The following is a 16,439-nucleotide window of genomic DNA, read 5'->3' as shown; positions in this document are numbered from 1 at the left end:
TCCTCTAAAAGCTTTTTTACTATTTATTATGTACACGACTTCACGAATGTAAGACCTCTTCATTGAGGGTGTATATTACCCTTTAATCACGCATCTTTGTGCTCTTTCGCCTTTTCATGTATATACGAACCTTGATATTTAATTAATAACTTATCTAGCAACGGTAATAAAATTGGTGCTAACACCATATAAAAGCCAACATTTCCAATCGCGTGATTGAGATCAAACGGTATGCCTGCCATATAATAAGCCCAAAAATATTTCAAACCATAAATCGGTGCTTGACATAAAGAAATAACAAATCCATATAAAAAGCCTGTAAATCCAGCGTACAATCCCATGATAATATGTGGAATTTTTGAAAACATAGGTCGGATAACCAAACCTGTAATGAGCACAATAACGACATACGAAATAATTTGTGGAATTGTCCAAATTCCCATTCCTAATATTAAGTTCGATACAATCATAACAAGCACGGCGTGCAAAATTCCATAACGCATTCCCATCAACAATGTTACTAAAATAAGTAATGTCGTTGTTGGTTGTACATTAGGAATAATCGCAAATACCAATCTTCCCGTAACTGATAATGCTGTTAATACAGCCACTAATGCAATGCTTTTAATGTGTGTTATCGGAACAGTAGAAGACTGGTTATGAAGCTGCATGTAAATCCCACTTCACTTCGTCGCCGTTTTTTAATTCAGTTTCGTTTGCACCTTTTACTGCTGGTGTACCATTAACATTAAACAACCAATACTTATTTTCTTTCGTATCTTGCTTAACGCCATTAATCGAAGTGATAAACCCTTTGTTATCTTCAATTTTGAAGTTTTTCTTCATCACGTCTAAAAGTGTTTCTTTTCCCTTAATTTCAACAGTCTTTTTTTCTACCTTACTATCACCATTATTCTGCGTTATTTCAATTGTTACTTTACTTACTGCATCTTTCTTTTTTGAAACATCAGCAGATGAGTCTTTATTTGAACAACCAACAATGCTTATTGACATCACAATTGCCAAAAATATCCCCATTATTATTTTCGTTACTTTCATCTTCGTCTCCTTTCTGTCCAAACAAAAAAGGCCTAGTAGGCATGTAAGCAAAACTAGACCTGCAGACTAACTCCATTGCCTCGAAACAGTTAGTCTAAACAAAGCTGTAGGTAATCGACCTGACTTAAGACTATATATCTAGTCTATTACAGTGGCGGGACCGCGTTGGAATTTCACCAAACTTCCTTTACCTACAACATTTTTATGAACGATTTTTTTGCATTTGATTACTAAGTTTATTATTTCACGACTATTATATCACAGTGAAAGCGTAAAACAATGTCAATTTTTTTCACAATTCGTTTTAACTCTCTCATCTCCCATAAGTATAGATTGAATTTCCAATCTATACTTATGGAAGATTTGAACAGGAATTAGCCTAGCAGTTTCGACATAAAAAAGCTTATTGTTGTCTTACTAATGAAAAATAATAATTATAATCACTTAAAAAAGTGCAACATTCAGAATACTTATTGTACAATACTAACTAAGGAGGAGTTCAATGAAACAAAACAATAAAGCAATTTACGATATTATTTTTTATCTCATCTTTCCATTTGTTATTTGGAAATTCGGTAAACAATATATGGATGCATATTATGCCATGCTCATTTCTTCAGTGCCAGGCATTTTTTATACACTGTATTGTTTTAAGAAAGAACGGCAGTTTCATGTGACCGGCTTTTTTATCCTCATTACGATGATTGTAAATACAAGCGTAGATATACTTTCCGGCTCAGCTGAAAAGATGTTATGGAACGACGTGTACTATCACATTGTACTTGGTATTGTTGTGATATGTACCATCTTTATCAAACAACCGCTCATGTTATATTTCGCAGCCGACCTTGCTGCATTGCAAGGAGATGATCGAAAGAAATCGCAATCGTTATATCGTGACCCACGCCTCTTTCCATCGTTCCGATACTTTACTTTCTTTTTTGGCTTACAATTTATTGTACTTAGCGGTATTAAGATCTATATGATTTCTAAATTTGGAGTAGACGGATACGGAGAAATGAAAGCGATTATGACAGGAGTTGGTTGGTTCATTTCAATAGGAATTGGAGCTGGGTTCCTTTGGGTTAGTAATAAAATTAAACAGGTGACTGAAGCTGAAGTTTAACGCATAAAAAAGAAGCTCCACTGCTTGTAAGCGGTGGAGCTTCTTTTCTAGGTTATATTGTCGAATCTACGGCGTGTTCAACTCGCCGTAGAAATTGTACTATGACATGAAACCCTTTTCTAGTTGTAAATGATTCCATGGAAATACTTAACTCGATTTCTTTCCCTTTTTCTTCATTTGACGATAAAAGAATGCAGCACTTACCGGCAACATACCAAACCAACGATTTAAAAATGGTTCTCTCTCTTCACGGCGCTGTTTCCGTTTTTGTTTTCGATCCTCTTTTGGAGCATCCATATATGATACAAATTGTTGTGTGACATATCTTATATAATCATTTGTAGACATATCTATCACCTCTACTAGATTAGTATGTCCACTTCTTTATTTATTAATCAGCCCCTGAATTTCTTGAACAATTGCTTCAACACTTTTATTTGTCGTGTCGATTTTCACCGTTGCTTCTTCATAATAAGCTTGACGCTTTTCAAATTTCTCGATAAACGATTGTATATTTTCTTTTTGAAATAATGGTCTTGTTGTATCCCCAGCAATTCGCTCTGCAATGACATATGGATCACAGTACAAATAAATTACAGTGCCACGTTCTTTCATCCACTCCCGGTTCGCCGCTTTTTCGACGATTCCACCTCCAGTTGTGATAATGCAATCATTTGTCGGTAATGATTGCAGCACTTCACTTTCATACTTTCGAAACTCATCTTCTCCTTCTTCTGAAAAGATATCCCGAATCAGTTTCTTTGTCTTTTCTTCAATACGTTGATCTGTATCAATAACCGTCATATGAACTGCACTGCTTAACGCTTTACCAACTGTTGTTTTCCCCGATCCCATAAAACCTGTTATATATAATGTTTGCATGTTATCCTCTCTCCTCTTGCCAATTCGTAATCGCTTCGTTATTTGTATTATAACGAAAGCTAACTTTACTTGCGCGCTTTCGTTTTGTCATAAATTGTAAAGTAATGAAAGCATTCCCATCTACTATTGTGTAATCTCCCTTTGCTTCTCCTGTTTCATACAAATAAAAAAATTCTCGTTTTCCCATTTGGGCTTTTAATTCTTGTTTCACATCTACAACAGCTTGGTTCGTTATTTCTTCTAATATAAACAATTCTTCTGCTTCTGTATAAAATTTTTGATCTGATAGAAATATACTCGTCTCATATACAAAAAAAGACATAAGTAAAAATAGGAGAATCATTGTTCCCGGCATTGTAAATCCACTTTCCGATCTCATCCTTTCACCTCAATAACAGAATAACGGGTAACAACACCCTCATATACTTTACCGCTTATATCCTGCACACGTATCATCAATGTATGAGCTGCTAATTGGTAAGAAATGTCCTCTACTTTTTGTAAAAGAACTTCATGTCCTGCTCCATTTACTTTCCGAACAATATTGTTTCCAGACTTAACATATGTGACATGTTCTCCTGCCTTTGTTTTGAAAAACAATTTTCCTTCCCCATTATTTCCTTCCTCTACATCGCGAAACTCAATTTGCACTTGCTCTAAAAAAACGTTCCATTCCCAATTCGTAATCTGTTTAGGGTACGGAGGTTCTATAAAGAGGACTTGAAGACGCGGGAGAAGAAGAAAAAATACAGATAAAAATAGAAAACATATCATAACTTCTAATAACGTAAACCCAGCTTGCTTATTTTTTAGCATAACGACACCGTTCATTCTCACGCTGTTTACTATCTTTCCACATTACGCACACCTTTTCGGTCTTCCATTGAATTATATATACCGTATGTTCATATCGCTTTTCGATTACTGGCGAAACGACATGATCATACATATATACTGCTGCCGCTTCTTTCAAAAGTAGCTGCGCTCTGTATCGAAGCTGGATATTTTTTCTTTCCTGCATAATAAGAAGCGTTTGCGGAAGTAAAAGCGAAACTGCCATCATTAATAAACTAAGAGACACAAGAATTTCTAGCATAACCGAACCTTTGTCACACTTCATAATACGTAAATCTTCCTCTCCCAAGTTGAAATACAACATGGTACGTTTTGGATTTATAAGAAATAATAATCGTTCCACCTCTATTAATATTTCCGTCCGGCCCGTAACTCATTGGATTTGGGAATGTGTTTACATTCACCTGTATATCAGGTGGATAGTAACGAACGAGAACAGGGTTTGTTTCTCCTGACGATGTAATGCTGTACGAAGCTTGATTAGGAAACCACCGTAATGTGTGACGGTTATGGCGGCTCATCGCTACTTGCTGCATGAAAAGGATGTCTTGAGAAAATTGGTGCATAAACTGATTCATCTTTTGTTTTTCGTAAATCGACGATAAATTAAAATACGTTACTACACTTAAAATAGAAATAGCACTTAATACGATGAGCATTTCTAATAGAGTAAAGCCATTTTTCTTCACGATTTCCCTACAACTTTAACCTCTCCATTTGCAGCATCAATTGTAATACTCTCCCCTTTTGGACAAGTTTTAGATGTAATATACTTCCCCGTATATAAATCATCCACCGTTGGGATTTTATTATGTTCTAATTGATATGCTTGTACTTGTGATTCAACTGACTTTACAAAGGCATCACATCCCTTTCCTTGTACAGAAGAGCGCTGATTTACCACATTTGGAATAATAAGCAGTAGTAACACAGAGATGACAACCATAACAAGCAACATTTCTAACAGCGTAAAGCCCTTTTCATTTTTCACGGAACACGCCTCCTAAATAGAATCCATCATTTGAAACATCGGCATAATCATCGCTAAATACATAAGTACAACAACCATTCCGATACATGCAAACAAAAGGGGTTGTATAACAAACAAAATACGATTGATTTTCTCTTCGATTTTTTCAATTGTCATTTCACTATAATCGGCAAGCTCAGTTGCTAAATTGCCATTTGCTTGTCCATGTTTAATAATGTAAGCGAGCTCCTGTTCATAATACGAACGATTCATCATAATAGAATCAAGATGTTCACCTATCGTTAATAACTCCTGTATTTTGAGAGCTTCACATTGAAAAAACAAATGATGCTTTTGCTCCTTCATTAACGTTAGCGCTTCTAATATAGATAACCCGCCTTGTAAAAGGCCGCTTAATTGAATTGCAAAATAGTGTGAGTTCGTTAATTTAAAAAACATTTTTATAAGAGGCACTCTCATACAAATATCCATTCTCGTAACCGGATGCAACCTTTTTACATACAGCATATAGATAAGAACTGCAGTGCCAATTGCAACAACAACGCCTCCCATAACATACGGAAGTGCTTGAATAACTGTTAAAATACTGTCTGTAAATGAAGTAGATGATCCACGGAGTGAACGGTATAAAGTAGAAAACTGTGGAAGAAGAACTAGGTTAAATACAAGGAGAATACCTAATAAAAACAAAGAAAGAACGAATGGATAGCGCAGCACTTTCATCATATTTTTTTGATGTTTATCTTTTCTGCCAAGGAGTGAACTCCCTTGCTGCAAGGCAAAGGCAACGTCACCATGCTGCTCTGCATAAAATAAATAACTTAAAATATCGGGATGAAATGCAAGTTTATAAAATACATCATGTAAGCTGCTTCCCTTTTTAAATTCTTCAGCAGCATCTTGAAGCTGTATTTGCTTACGCGGGGTTAAGTGAAAATGCAAAAACTCTAATGCATGTAATAAAGAGTATCCTTTCTCTAAAAGTTCGCCAAGCCTTCGCAGCAGCAATGCTTGTTCATGTAACCGCCACTTTTCTTTCTTAAACATAAACATCTTCTTCAATAAACCCTAGTGCATATCCTTTTCTTAATTCATCTTGAAGCGTTGTATATTGGTACGTTGCTTGTTTTCCATTTGCTTCATAAACGACTTCTTTCAATTCATCACCGTACAATAATTCATAAATGCTTGCTCGGCGTACGTGACGCATTTTTTTACATAACGGCGAACATTTCCCTTTGCAAAATGGACATTTTAATTCCACAAGTCGCTGCGCTGCTACCGCTAGTAGCGATTGTTCAATTTCTAAAAGTGAAATACCATAATCCATTAAACGTAGCACTGCACTCTTTGCGTCATTCGTATGCAATGTTGTCATAACTAAATGTCCCGTCAAACTTGCTCGAACCGCCACCTTTGCTGTTTCTTCATCGCGGATCTCTCCTACTAATATAATATCTGGGTCATGACGTAAAATCGCTTTTAATCCAGTTGCGTACGTAATACCCGCTTTTTCATTAATTTGAATCTGTAATAGTCCGTCTTTTTTCTTTTCAACTGGATCTTCTAGTGTCACAATGCGGCGAGTCTGCTCCTTCTTTGCTACTTCTAAAAGAGCATACATCGTTGTCGTTTTCCCCGATCCTGTTGGTCCTGTAAAAATAATTAACCCATGCGAATGATGTAAAAAAGAGAGAAGTGTTTTTGCGGAATTTGGGAATAATGAGAGATGAGAGAGGGTCGGAACCGCAGTTTGTAAGTGCAACCGAATAACGAGACTTTCATGATGCACAGTTGGCAAAGTAGAAAGGCGTAAATATACCTCTTCCTCATCAACTTTCATCTGCAATGAACCATTTTGCGGCTTTCTCCTTTCACCAATATCCATAGCTGCTAAAAACTTAAAGTGTGATACAAGTCGTTCACAAAATTCTTTTGAAGTATGGTGCTTTGTTACTAAATCTTTTCCAATACGCAATTGTACAACGGCATCTTCGTGACGCGGCACAATATGAAGATCTGATGCACGCAACCTGCATGCTTCTTTCATAATTGTGTCAGCAAACTGTTCGACAGCATTCACTGTTATCGCCTCCTCACTCTTTATATATCATGACCGTCAGGAAAAGAAAAATAGCGAATTTTTTATTTCTCCTGCAATATTTTCGAATTTTACAAATAAAAAAGTTTGTGAAATTATGAACAATTAATGAATCATTGCCCAAAAACATGATTATACAACATTATCTATATTATAATATTGTTATCTCAGATAAACCGATAAAGGTGGCGATCCCCATGGAGCAAGCTTTAAAAATTACAAATGTACTATCTGATCCAACACGCTATTATATTTATAAATATATTTCTCAAAAACACACAGAGGTTACCGTACAAGAAATTGCTGACGAATTTGATATTCATCCGAATGTTGCGCGTTTACACCTTTCAAAACTAGAGGATGTAAATATGTTAAGGTCGGAAACAAAAAAAACGGGTAAAGGCGGCAGACCAAGCCGGTTATATGTCTTATCAGATGATGTAATTCAACTACAATTTCCGTTTCGTGATTATCAATTGTTAGCACAAATTGCTTGCAATACGTTACTTAGCTTAGGTGAAGTTGGTGAGAAAGCACTATATGAAACGGGTAAAAAATTTGGTAAAGAATTAATGGAACAACAGCTAAATCGATTAAACATTAATGAAAATGAATTAACGGTTGAGCAAAAAATACAAATTGCCAAAGAAGCTTTAACAACAGCTGGCCTATCTCCGGAATTTGAATTAAGCACCGATGGATCAAAAATTTTCTATGACGTATACAATTGTCCATTTAAAGAAGTTGCCATTCATCATCCAAAAGAAGTTTGTAACATGCATGGAGATATGATGAAAGGTATCTTTGAAGTTCTATTTCCGAATATGGAATTAACACATAATGATAATATGTTCCAAACAGGTTGTAAGTCTTGTAATTATCATCTTCATATGTAAAATAAGAAGCCAGATTATACNNTAGTTAGAAAAGTGCATTATAATTAAGAAGAGTATTGAATTCATACAAAGGGAGGGGAATGGGATGGAGCGCATGTTTCGCGTTCTCGGCTTTTGGACTGGTATTTTTTCCGTGATGTTTTATTTAGGGGATATGTATGGAACAGCACTATTATTTTTAGGACAAACAGGATTTTTTGTACTTTTAAGTTATTTAAAATTAACAGAGCGTATGTACATTTATGTATTTGGCGCATATTTAACAGTCTTCTTCATTGGATTTACATACTATACGACATTCCTTCTTACACCAGGAATGGGACATTAAGATGGCATATATGCCATCTTTTTTTATATCCTTTTTATTCCATAGTTGACTTATAGGTTTTATTGGAATATATTTATTTGTAACAGATTTGAAGGGGGAAAACAGTATGAGTACATTGTTAGTTAGCATAAACGTCATCATTATGCTCCTATTAGTCGGTTTGTTATATTATATGCAACGGAAACACCTTTCTTTTAATAAACGTGTATTTACCGCACTCGGACTCGGAATTATATTTGGACTTATTTTACAGCTTTTTTATAAACCAACTTCCGAAGTCATTATCCAATCTAATAATTGGTTTAACTTAATTGGAAGTGGTTATGTTAAGTTATTACAAATGATCGTTATGCCGCTTATTTTAGTCTCGATTATTTCAGCGTTTACAAAATTAAAACTAACTAATAATCTTGGCAAAATTAGCGGTCTTATTATCGGCATTTTACTTCTTACAACTGGAATTGCTGCTGCAGTCGGAATTGCTGCAAGTGCTGGTTTCGACTTACAAGCAACTGGTTTACAGCAAGGCAGTGCAGAAACAGCTCGCTTAAAATTAGTAGAAGAAAAATTTACTTCTATTGAGCAAACACCCATTCCGCAAAAATTATTGGAATTACTTCCTGCAAATCCATTTTTAGATTTAACAGGTGCTCGTCCAACATCAACAATTTCTATTGTCATTTTTGCCGCATTTATTGGGATTGCCTTCTTAGGAGTGAAAAAGAAATATCCAGAACAAGCGGAACAATTTAAGAATATACTTGATGCCGTATATGCGGTCGTCATGCGGATGGTCACATTAATTTTACGCCTTACCCCATACGGCGTACTTGCGCTTATGGCAAAAACCGTCTCTGGAAGTGATGTGCAAGCTATTTTAAAACTTGGTAATTTTGTTTTAGCATCTTATGTAGCACTTATTGTTATGTTTATTATTCACTTATTACTGATCGCTCTTTCTGGCTTAAACCCAGTGCAATATTTGAAAAAAGCATTCCCTGTTTTAACATTTGCGTTTACATCACGTTCAAGTGCAGGTACTATGCCGTTAAATATTGAAGCGCAAAAAGAAAAACTCGGTATTTCAGAAGGAATTGCAAATTTCGCAGCTTCCTTTGGTGTATCAATTGGTCAAAACGGATGTGCTGGTATTTACCCTGCCATGCTCGCCATGATGGTTGCACCAACTGTTGGCATCGATCCATTGCAGCCGCAATTTATCTTAACGTTAATCGCTGTTGTTGTAATTAGTTCATTCGGCGTTGCTGGTGTCGGAGGCGGAGCAACATTTGCAGCACTTATCGTACTTTCTACTCTGAACTTGCCGATTGAAATTGTCGCTCTATTAATCTCTGTTGAACCATTAATTGATATGGGACGCACTGCGTTAAATGTGAGCGGTTCTATGACAGCCGGTCTTATTTCTAGCAAATGGCTTGGAGAGTTAGATGCACATGTGTACAATGAAGCTGATAATAAAACTAAAGAAATTGCATTATAAGAAAGAAAACAGCTGACAGTAACTTGTCAGCTGTTTTGATGTTTCTTTTATATGAATCTATTATTTAGGCGAAACAAGAATTTTCACTTGATTTTTATCTTTCACAAGTGCTTCAAATCCTTCTTTCACAACTTCATCAATTGTAATTTTTTTTGTAATTAATTTCTCTGCTTGTATTTGACCAGAACTGATTAACTTAATAACAGCTGGGAAAATATGACGATATCCTAAAATACCGATAACCTCTTTTTCTTTTAATACTAAGTTGTTTGGGGTAATTGTTGCATCTTTTTCCCATACACTAACAATAACAGTTTGTCCATCAAAGCTAGTACTTTCGATTGCTTGACGAAGTACAACTTCAACACCTGTTACTTCATAGCTAATACGTACACCAACGTTATTTGTTAAATTACGAATTTCTTGCAGCACATCTTGCGTCGCTGGGTTTAATACATAATCGGCCCCTGCTAACTTCGCTAACTCTTGACGTTCTTTAGAAAGCTCAACCGCAATAATAGGAGTTGCCCCCGCCGCTTTCGCTGCTTGGATTACAAGAAGTCCGATTGACCCGCAGCCAAATACAGCAACAGATTCGCCTTCTTTTAATTTACTTTGACGCACTGCATGAACCGCAACTGCAGTTGGCTCTACAAGTGCACCTTGTTCATAAGTCATTTCATCTGGAATGTGATGAACCATATCCTCAGGTACAACAGTATATTCAGAGAAACCGCCACCATCTCCACCAATACCATGGAAGACTAGCTGATCACAAAGATTATAATAACCGCGCTTACAAGCTTCACATTTACCACAAGAATAAATTGGCTCTACAACAACGCGGTCTCCTATTTTATAAGATGTAACACCTTCACCAATCTCAACAACTTCACCACTAAACTCATGACCTAAAATAACCGGTGCTTTCGTATGTGTTAACGGATGTTCTTCTGTTGGAATAAAAATAGGCCCTGCCATATATTCGTGTAAATCCGTTCCACAAATTCCGCACCACTTTACTTTAATTTTCACTGCTCCTGGTTTTACAGCTGGTTCTACAACTTCTTCAACCCTTACATCACGTTGATCATGCCAAAGTAATGCTTTCATATGTATGCATCCCTCTCTGCAAGTATTTAACTCCATTTATTTAATTTGGTGAAGTATATAACCATTATATCACTAAAAACCATATTTTTCTAAGTAAAATTCTAGAAATCTACTAAAATTTTCCAAATATAAAAATTCTTTATGAATACAACTTTTGGGAGAGAGAACACCTCACTATATATAACAGTACTGAGACATTCTTCTCGTCCTATACAAAAATACGAGTGCCCGGCACCGAAAAGACTGGAAAAGAAATTAACAACCCACTACAAGGCAAGAGACCTTTAACCTCTTTTGTTATCTTTATATTGATGGGCATTTTCGGTACTTTCAAAAATCATAAAAACTTACAGCATAAATAAAAAACACGCTATTTTAAGCGTGTTCAATACCATTCATATCCATCATTTCACAAATAACCTTGCTCTTCACACCAATCATGAAATTGCCGAACATCTACATCAATTAAAACAATATCTTTTAACTCAATATCAATATCCATGCCGTCAATTACAATCACATATTTTGCACCGTTCTCCGTGCTATTTCGTTTGATGGTTCCTATTTGATTTCGATGCGGTCCATCTTTTACATATGCTTTTTGTCCTGTAATATCAAAGTTCAACATCTTCACCTCTTTCATTTGCTCTACTTATCTATGTATATGATGAAACAACGAAAGAGTCCTCTATTTTTTTTACTTTATTACAATTATTTTTCATTTATTTTAATTTTATAAAATACACATAAAAATTCATGTTCAAAATAAATTGATAGCGCTTTCTTGGATAGGCTCATGTTATACTAATACAGTCAATTTGCCATCAAAAGGCTGCTCCATTAATGATCAATTTCATACATCGTTTTTTACCGGCCTTTATTCTTAACAATCATTTTGGCTTTCTCACAGTCTTAATGTGGAGAGCCCAATGCCCGCAAATAGCGAGATTAAGTCGAATTTCTTAAAGAGGAAAAACAATGAATACAGTAACAATTACAAAAATCATCGAAACTTTACAATCATATGGATTTCAAAATGTAACATATTGCGAAAAAACAAAACAATATCTGTTTCAAAACAGGGCAGATATTATGAGCGGTTATGCAGAAATAACATATAGTGCTCAATTTGAAAAATTCAGCTTACAAATCCATCCTATTGAAACACATCACCTTACAGAATTGCAAGAAGTCGAGAAGCATATACAATCTTGCATCCGAAAGGTTGAGCGATTAAATGCAATCATTGAAAAGCAATATACAAACGCAGAACATACAATCATTCTATAAAAAAGAACGTGCCCAGCACGTTCTTTTTATACATTCATATTTTTTTTAACCTGAAGCCCAGTCACATTCTCTAATAATTCAATTGCTTCTTCTAATGTCATCTCAAAAATTGTTTGGCTACCTTCTACATAAGGGAACTTCGGAAAACGTTTCTCCATTTTCTTGATTGTATCAGATGAAAACCTCGCACTATCTACACGAAATTCTGATTCCAATAACACAATGTAGTCTAATAACTGAAATCCTAAGCCATTCATAAAAGAGATGAACTTCTCATTTGACTGCGATGATAGAAAGACGTTACGCTCAAGTTCATAAAATAAGTCTTCACCTAAAATCTCTTCTAATTCCTCATCATGTTCACGATTGATAATCTCTTCATATCCATAATCATCAACAAGTTCTTCTACTTCTTCCCCGTATTCAAATAGTAATTGTGCTAAAGTTGCACCTTTCTTATATTCACTTTGCTGTACAACTGTTAAGAAATTTGTTTTCCATCCTTGTTCTAAATTCATGTTTTATAGCTCCTTTTATACACGCTTTATTTTTAAATATATGTTTTGTTGCAATTGCTTTTTCGCTTTCTCATTACACTGCTTAGCAAATAGAGATACGATTGACGCCCTTTGCATCATGCCATTTATATAAATGAGCGGATCAATTAATCGTTCTTTTCCACCCTTATAACAAATGTCGTATTCTGTCTCACTCTCTTCTAATACTACTTTCGAATGTAGAGAGTGAAGCATTTTATCAATTTGACAATCCCCACAATTTCGTAATATATGTAACACCGTTTCATCATCAGTTGAAAAATCTGATAGCTGTACAATATTCTTTTGCAACGCTTCTTTTAATACCTCTGTTAGTCTATAGTAACCATATGAATTCAACGGATGCAAAAAGAAATCAATCGTTTCTTTGTAATAAGCTTCTGTAAACCATTCTGCTGCCTGCACAGATTGTAAACAAATTTGTCCGTTATGAACTGTTACATCTTCTAAAAAAGAAGACACTTCTTGCTTTGAAATCATTCCATATGTATATAAATCACGTAACGTATAGTCTATACGATCTGCACATAAATTCGGAAGAGGTTGCTCTAACAACGTCCATTGTTCCCATTTCTCAATCATTCTATAATCATGGCCATATTTCTGCAAAATAGATGGAATATCTGAAGCTTCAATAACATCCATAAAAATTTGTTCATGATAATCCTCATCTTGCTCTTCTAATACGTGATCAACAATGTGAGAAAATGCTGTATGAGATACATCATGAAGCAATGCCGCAATTTGTTCTTCTACACTACCACCTAGCATTTTCACAAGAATCATAACACCGACAGAATGTTCATAACGTGTTACATTCCACTTTGGATTCACAAGGAAACTTGCGCCGCCTTGATGAATTTTCTGTAAACGCTGCACCGCCTTTGCTTGCAATAGTTCTGCAAGCACACCATCTATATAATGTTCACCGTATATAGAATCATGAATTGTAATCATGTCCATGCTCCTTCTAACACTTGTTCAATAAAGACATCTAGACTATCTTCTACGATACGTACTTCTGGTAAATGATAAAATGTTGTATCCAAAGAACTGTTTCCTTTATACACAAGTATTTTCTTTTCCCAAGCAAGCGACATTCCGAATTCGGTATGACTTCCTTTTCCTCCATTTAATAAAAGCAGAAAAACGTCTGCGTCTCGTACAGCTTGTTTTTCTGCTTGTCCAATACTTTGTAATTCTAATCTATTTGTTGCTTTTTCATTTTTTGTCCAATCATATGTATGAATCCACCCTGCTTGTTTCAGTTTATCTGCTACAAAGTGGACAATGTGTTTATTTGTAAAGGTTGAAGCAATGTAAAATTTCATGCTATCTCTCTCCTTCATACACAAAAATAAGCAGGAAAATCTTAAGAAAAAAGGACATTTACGACTCTTTTTTTTCTTTTTTATCCATCTTATCATTTAACATATCTAATTCAGCTGTAATTTCTGATTGTTCTAATTTGCGTTCTTGCGAAAAATTCCGTCCCATATAAACTATAATACTACCAATATACAATACTAAACAAACAACTAGAGCAATATTTTCATAGAGACTTAGCCCCAATGTAGTCACTCCTAATCTCATCCGTATTTACACGCGTCAACAATTAGAATTTCCCTGTCAAATCTATGTTATTGTAACATAAAGTGTGCTTTTATCTCTATCTTAAAAAGCAATCCTAAATGGATTGCTTTTTTTACTACTCGCCTTTTTCTTTCGAGAAAAACATTCTAGAAATAACAATCCCTAGCCCACCAATAAGTAAGAATAATACTGCACGAATCATCATTGATACTTCTGGTAAATCTAAGAAGAATAACTTAATCACTGTCACAACTAACACAACTAATCCAGCGTATAATATTTCATTCATTCCTCTATTACGTCCAAACCAAACTGAAACTAAAGCATATATCATCCATAAAAGAGAGACAAATACACTGATAATACTTCCGTCTGTTGAAAGAACCTCTCCTATTCTAGTAATCGTAATAAATACAAGCATCATAAAGCCATATAACGTAATCGAATACACATATTTCCCAAAATGTTGCAACATTGGTTTCACTTTCATCATTCCATAATAAAATGTTCCAACTAAAATGAGATGGGCTACAAAAGCTGCTGACATGAATGTCTCAAATGGACTAACAAGCGTTTGCAACATACCGATTACATAAATAACTGCACTGATATAAAACTTGATTTCTTGTTTTAATTTCGCAGAAGTAACGATACCTAAAAAACCTTGTAACATCAATACAATTGCTCCATTCACTAAACTAAATTCATATAAAATCGCTAAACTAAACGACCCCATCGCAAAACCAAATAAAAGATCTGTAAATAACGATTTTTTATTTTTCATATAGTCAGCTACAAACATTACAGTGTGTACAATTGCACTCATTAACAATCCCCATGTTGTAAAATCTGGAATTTTTACAATTGCCATAATAAAGAAGATTGCATTGGCACTAAACAAAGCCATTCTAGGTTGATAAATAAAACTTCGATCAATAAACATATGCCAGAAAAGCAGAATATGAATTAATCCATAAACAACTGTTAATTGTACCTGTAAATTCCCTAGTAACACGGTCATAATTACAAAAAAGACAAACGTTACAAGTACGGAAACAGAGTAAGATACCATATATAAATATTGATAGCGATTTTTATACGCATACCATAATAAACTAATCGTTAACACTGTTTCATATCCAAAGAAAATGTAAGAATTAGGTGTTGTACTATTTAATAAGAACGGTACAAAAAAGGCTCCTACAGATACAAATATAGCGAGATACTCTGATTGATATCGCTTAGCTAAATAGATACCGAGTATAATCCAAATAATGTTGAATATAAATGCAATGCTTGCCGGAAAGAAATGATACAAATAGTGCGCAGCGAATGTCGTTAAAACAATACCTGTAATACTTCCTCCAGCTAATACTAAACCTAACGCTTGACGTTCTTTTTTTATTTGTATATCACCTACATAATACAAAACAACTGATAATGCTACGCCAAATACAATACGAATTGCTGGAGTAAGTAATCCTGCATCTACTCCCGCTTTAAATAGCCAAATTACCCCAAGCAGCATAATGGCAACGAAAATACGCGGTAGCCATGTTTGACAAAATTTTATAATGTCAAATGGTTCAGGCTTAAATGCAGATATATCTACCTGCTTTATCTCCGGTTCCTTCACACTTTCTTTGCTAATGACTCTTTCTTCTTGTCGTACATTTTGCACAGGGATACTAACTTCTTGTTTCTTCTCAATAGGTTCCTTTACTTGTTGAACTCTTTCTTCGTCCATTGCTCTTCGCTGTGCTTTTAACTCATAGAGCGTCTCCTTCAACGTATCAATTGTTGTTTCTAGGGCTTCTATTTTTTTGTTCAAATCTTGTTTCATTTTCTCCCCCCTCTAATCATGCTGCTAAATAGAAATACGCCTATAATTAGTTAAATTTCCAATTAACTACATCATACTATTAGTTTATTCATTTTTTAAGAGAATTTTTCTTGATATTCTCCAATTTCTGCTATTAGAATAACAAATAGCATTTCCATGTAACTACTCAGCTATACCTTTTAGAAATTTAGAAAAGGGTATGATTCTAGTGAAGATATGTCTCTCTATTACTTGTAAATTCATTTTTTGGCATATAGACTGCTGTCATGCAAACACAACAGGAGTCTGCACTTATTGTCTACTT

Annotated in this window: 23 protein-coding genes and 1 riboswitch; of the genes, 5 read left to right on the top strand and 18 right to left on the bottom strand. The window is 34.9% G+C overall.

Annotated features, from left to right (window positions below):
- Positions 1-86 precede the first annotated feature (86 nt).
- Both V7024_RS11335 and V7024_RS11330 read right to left on the bottom strand, forming a co-directional pair.
- A complete protein-coding gene (locus tag V7024_RS11335) occupies positions 87-671 on the bottom strand; it encodes an ECF transporter S component (protein WP_335519744.1) in 585 nt (194 codons plus the stop codon).
- On the bottom strand, positions 658-1,059 hold the full coding sequence (locus tag V7024_RS11330; RefSeq protein WP_335519741.1) for a DUF4430 domain-containing protein: 402 nt from the start codon (positions 1,057-1,059) through the stop codon (positions 658-660). The genes V7024_RS11335 and V7024_RS11330 overlap by 14 nt, the downstream gene beginning before the upstream one ends.
- A gap of 60 nt (positions 1,060-1,119) precedes the next feature.
- Positions 1,120-1,273: riboswitch (adenosylcobalamin (AdoCbl) riboswitch) on the bottom strand.
- Between the two features lie 288 nt (positions 1,274-1,561).
- Between V7024_RS11330 and V7024_RS11325 the strand changes: the two genes are divergently transcribed.
- On the top strand, positions 1,562-2,185 hold the full coding sequence (locus tag V7024_RS11325) for a VC0807 family protein (protein WP_335519738.1): 624 nt from the start codon (positions 1,562-1,564) through the stop codon (positions 2,183-2,185).
- 147 nt (positions 2,186-2,332) lie between these two features.
- On the opposite strand, the gene V7024_RS11320 is transcribed toward V7024_RS11325, so the two are convergent.
- Genes V7024_RS11320 through comGA form a run of 9 tightly spaced genes read right to left on the bottom strand, consistent with a single transcriptional unit; the run spans position 2,333 to position 6,996 of the window.
- Positions 2,333-2,533: a YqzE family protein gene (locus V7024_RS11320; protein WP_335519735.1), complete on the bottom strand. Its 201-nt coding sequence runs from the start codon at positions 2,531-2,533 to the stop codon at positions 2,333-2,335.
- 36 nt (positions 2,534-2,569) lie between these two features.
- Positions 2,570-3,067, bottom strand: a complete 498-nt coding sequence (locus V7024_RS11315) for a shikimate kinase (protein ID WP_335519732.1) — start codon at positions 3,065-3,067, stop codon at positions 2,570-2,572.
- Between the two features lies 1 nt (position 3,068).
- Positions 3,069-3,446, bottom strand: coding sequence for a competence type IV pilus minor pilin ComGG (comGG, locus tag V7024_RS11310; RefSeq protein WP_335519727.1), 378 nt, complete (start codon positions 3,444-3,446; stop codon positions 3,069-3,071).
- The gene (gene comGF / locus V7024_RS11305; protein WP_335519724.1) at positions 3,443-3,883 is read right to left on the bottom strand and encodes a competence type IV pilus minor pilin ComGF; all 441 of its coding nucleotides are present in this window, start codon (positions 3,881-3,883) and stop codon (positions 3,443-3,445) included. The genes comGG and comGF overlap by 4 nt, the downstream gene beginning before the upstream one ends.
- Complete coding sequence (locus tag V7024_RS11300) at positions 3,870-4,187, bottom strand: type II secretion system protein (protein ID WP_335519721.1); 318 nt, start codon at positions 4,185-4,187, stop codon at positions 3,870-3,872. The genes comGF and V7024_RS11300 overlap by 14 nt, the downstream gene beginning before the upstream one ends.
- Positions 4,177-4,611, bottom strand: a complete 435-nt coding sequence (comGD, locus tag V7024_RS11295; RefSeq protein WP_335519718.1) for a competence type IV pilus minor pilin ComGD — start codon at positions 4,609-4,611, stop codon at positions 4,177-4,179. Before comGD ends, V7024_RS11300 begins: the two co-directional genes overlap by 11 nt.
- Positions 4,608-4,913 carry a competence type IV pilus major pilin ComGC gene (gene comGC, locus V7024_RS11290; protein ID WP_020061630.1) on the bottom strand — a complete coding sequence of 102 codons (306 nt, stop codon included), beginning with the start codon at positions 4,911-4,913 and terminating at the stop codon, positions 4,608-4,610. Before comGC ends, comGD begins: the two co-directional genes overlap by 4 nt.
- Before the next feature lie 12 nt (positions 4,914-4,925).
- Positions 4,926-5,966 (bottom strand): competence type IV pilus assembly protein ComGB, encoded by a 1,041-nt coding sequence (gene comGB, locus V7024_RS11285; protein WP_335519712.1) that lies wholly within the window; start codon positions 5,964-5,966, stop codon positions 4,926-4,928.
- On the bottom strand, positions 5,953-6,996 hold the full coding sequence (gene comGA / locus V7024_RS11280; RefSeq protein WP_335519710.1) for a competence type IV pilus ATPase ComGA: 1,044 nt from the start codon (positions 6,994-6,996) through the stop codon (positions 5,953-5,955). Before comGA ends, comGB begins: the two co-directional genes overlap by 14 nt.
- Before the next feature lie 215 nt (positions 6,997-7,211).
- On the opposite strand from comGA, the gene V7024_RS11275 reads away from it, so the two are divergent.
- From V7024_RS11275 to V7024_RS11265, 3 genes are all read left to right on the top strand, one after another.
- Complete coding sequence (locus V7024_RS11275) at positions 7,212-7,910, top strand: helix-turn-helix transcriptional regulator (RefSeq protein WP_335519706.1); 699 nt, start codon at positions 7,212-7,214, stop codon at positions 7,908-7,910.
- Positions 7,911-7,995: 85 nt separating this feature from the next.
- On the top strand, positions 7,996-8,238 hold the full coding sequence (locus V7024_RS11270) for a DUF2626 domain-containing protein (protein WP_335519704.1): 243 nt from the start codon (positions 7,996-7,998) through the stop codon (positions 8,236-8,238).
- Between the two features lie 106 nt (positions 8,239-8,344).
- Positions 8,345-9,739 carry an L-cystine transporter gene (locus V7024_RS11265; protein WP_335519701.1) on the top strand — a complete coding sequence of 465 codons (1,395 nt, stop codon included), beginning with the start codon at positions 8,345-8,347 and terminating at the stop codon, positions 9,737-9,739.
- 60 nt (positions 9,740-9,799) lie between these two features.
- Here V7024_RS11265 and V7024_RS11260 read toward each other — a convergent pair whose 3' ends face one another.
- Positions 9,800-10,852 (bottom strand): 2,3-butanediol dehydrogenase, encoded by a 1,053-nt coding sequence (locus tag V7024_RS11260; RefSeq protein WP_335519699.1) that lies wholly within the window; start codon positions 10,850-10,852, stop codon positions 9,800-9,802.
- A gap of 409 nt (positions 10,853-11,261) precedes the next feature.
- A complete protein-coding gene (locus tag V7024_RS11255) occupies positions 11,262-11,477 on the bottom strand; it encodes a DUF3912 family protein (RefSeq protein ID WP_154713305.1) in 216 nt (71 codons plus the stop codon).
- 353 nt (positions 11,478-11,830) lie between these two features.
- Between V7024_RS11255 and V7024_RS11250 the strand changes: the two genes are divergently transcribed.
- Entirely contained in the window at positions 11,831-12,142 is a 312-nt protein-coding gene (locus V7024_RS11250; RefSeq protein WP_335519696.1) for a hypothetical protein, read from the top strand.
- Positions 12,143-12,168: 26 nt separating this feature from the next.
- Here the strand turns inward: V7024_RS11250 and V7024_RS11245 are convergent, their stop codons facing one another.
- The 5 genes from V7024_RS11245 to V7024_RS11225 form a co-directional block, all read right to left on the bottom strand.
- Positions 12,169-12,660 carry a hypothetical protein gene (locus V7024_RS11245; RefSeq protein ID WP_335519693.1) on the bottom strand — a complete coding sequence of 164 codons (492 nt, stop codon included), beginning with the start codon at positions 12,658-12,660 and terminating at the stop codon, positions 12,169-12,171.
- A 15-nt stretch (positions 12,661-12,675) separates the two neighbouring features.
- Positions 12,676-13,653, bottom strand: coding sequence for an HD domain-containing protein (locus V7024_RS11240; protein WP_335519747.1), 978 nt, complete (start codon positions 13,651-13,653; stop codon positions 12,676-12,678).
- Complete coding sequence (locus V7024_RS11235; protein WP_335519690.1) at positions 13,653-14,030, bottom strand: group-specific protein; 378 nt, start codon at positions 14,028-14,030, stop codon at positions 13,653-13,655. The genes V7024_RS11240 and V7024_RS11235 overlap by 1 nt, the downstream gene beginning before the upstream one ends.
- Positions 14,031-14,088: 58 nt before the next feature.
- Complete coding sequence (locus V7024_RS11230) at positions 14,089-14,292, bottom strand: DUF3966 domain-containing protein (protein ID WP_335519687.1); 204 nt, start codon at positions 14,290-14,292, stop codon at positions 14,089-14,091.
- Between the two features lie 115 nt (positions 14,293-14,407).
- Positions 14,408-16,135 carry a DUF2339 domain-containing protein gene (locus tag V7024_RS11225; protein WP_335519684.1) on the bottom strand — a complete coding sequence of 576 codons (1,728 nt, stop codon included), beginning with the start codon at positions 16,133-16,135 and terminating at the stop codon, positions 14,408-14,410.
- Between the last annotated feature and the right edge of the window lie 304 nt (positions 16,136-16,439).

The sequence above is a fragment of the Bacillus sp. JJ864 genome (assembly GCF_036963045.1).
Lineage (GTDB): Bacteria > Bacillota > Bacilli > Bacillales > Bacillaceae_G > Bacillus_A > Bacillus_A pseudomycoides_C.
This window is presented reverse-complemented; position numbering and strand designations above follow the sequence as displayed.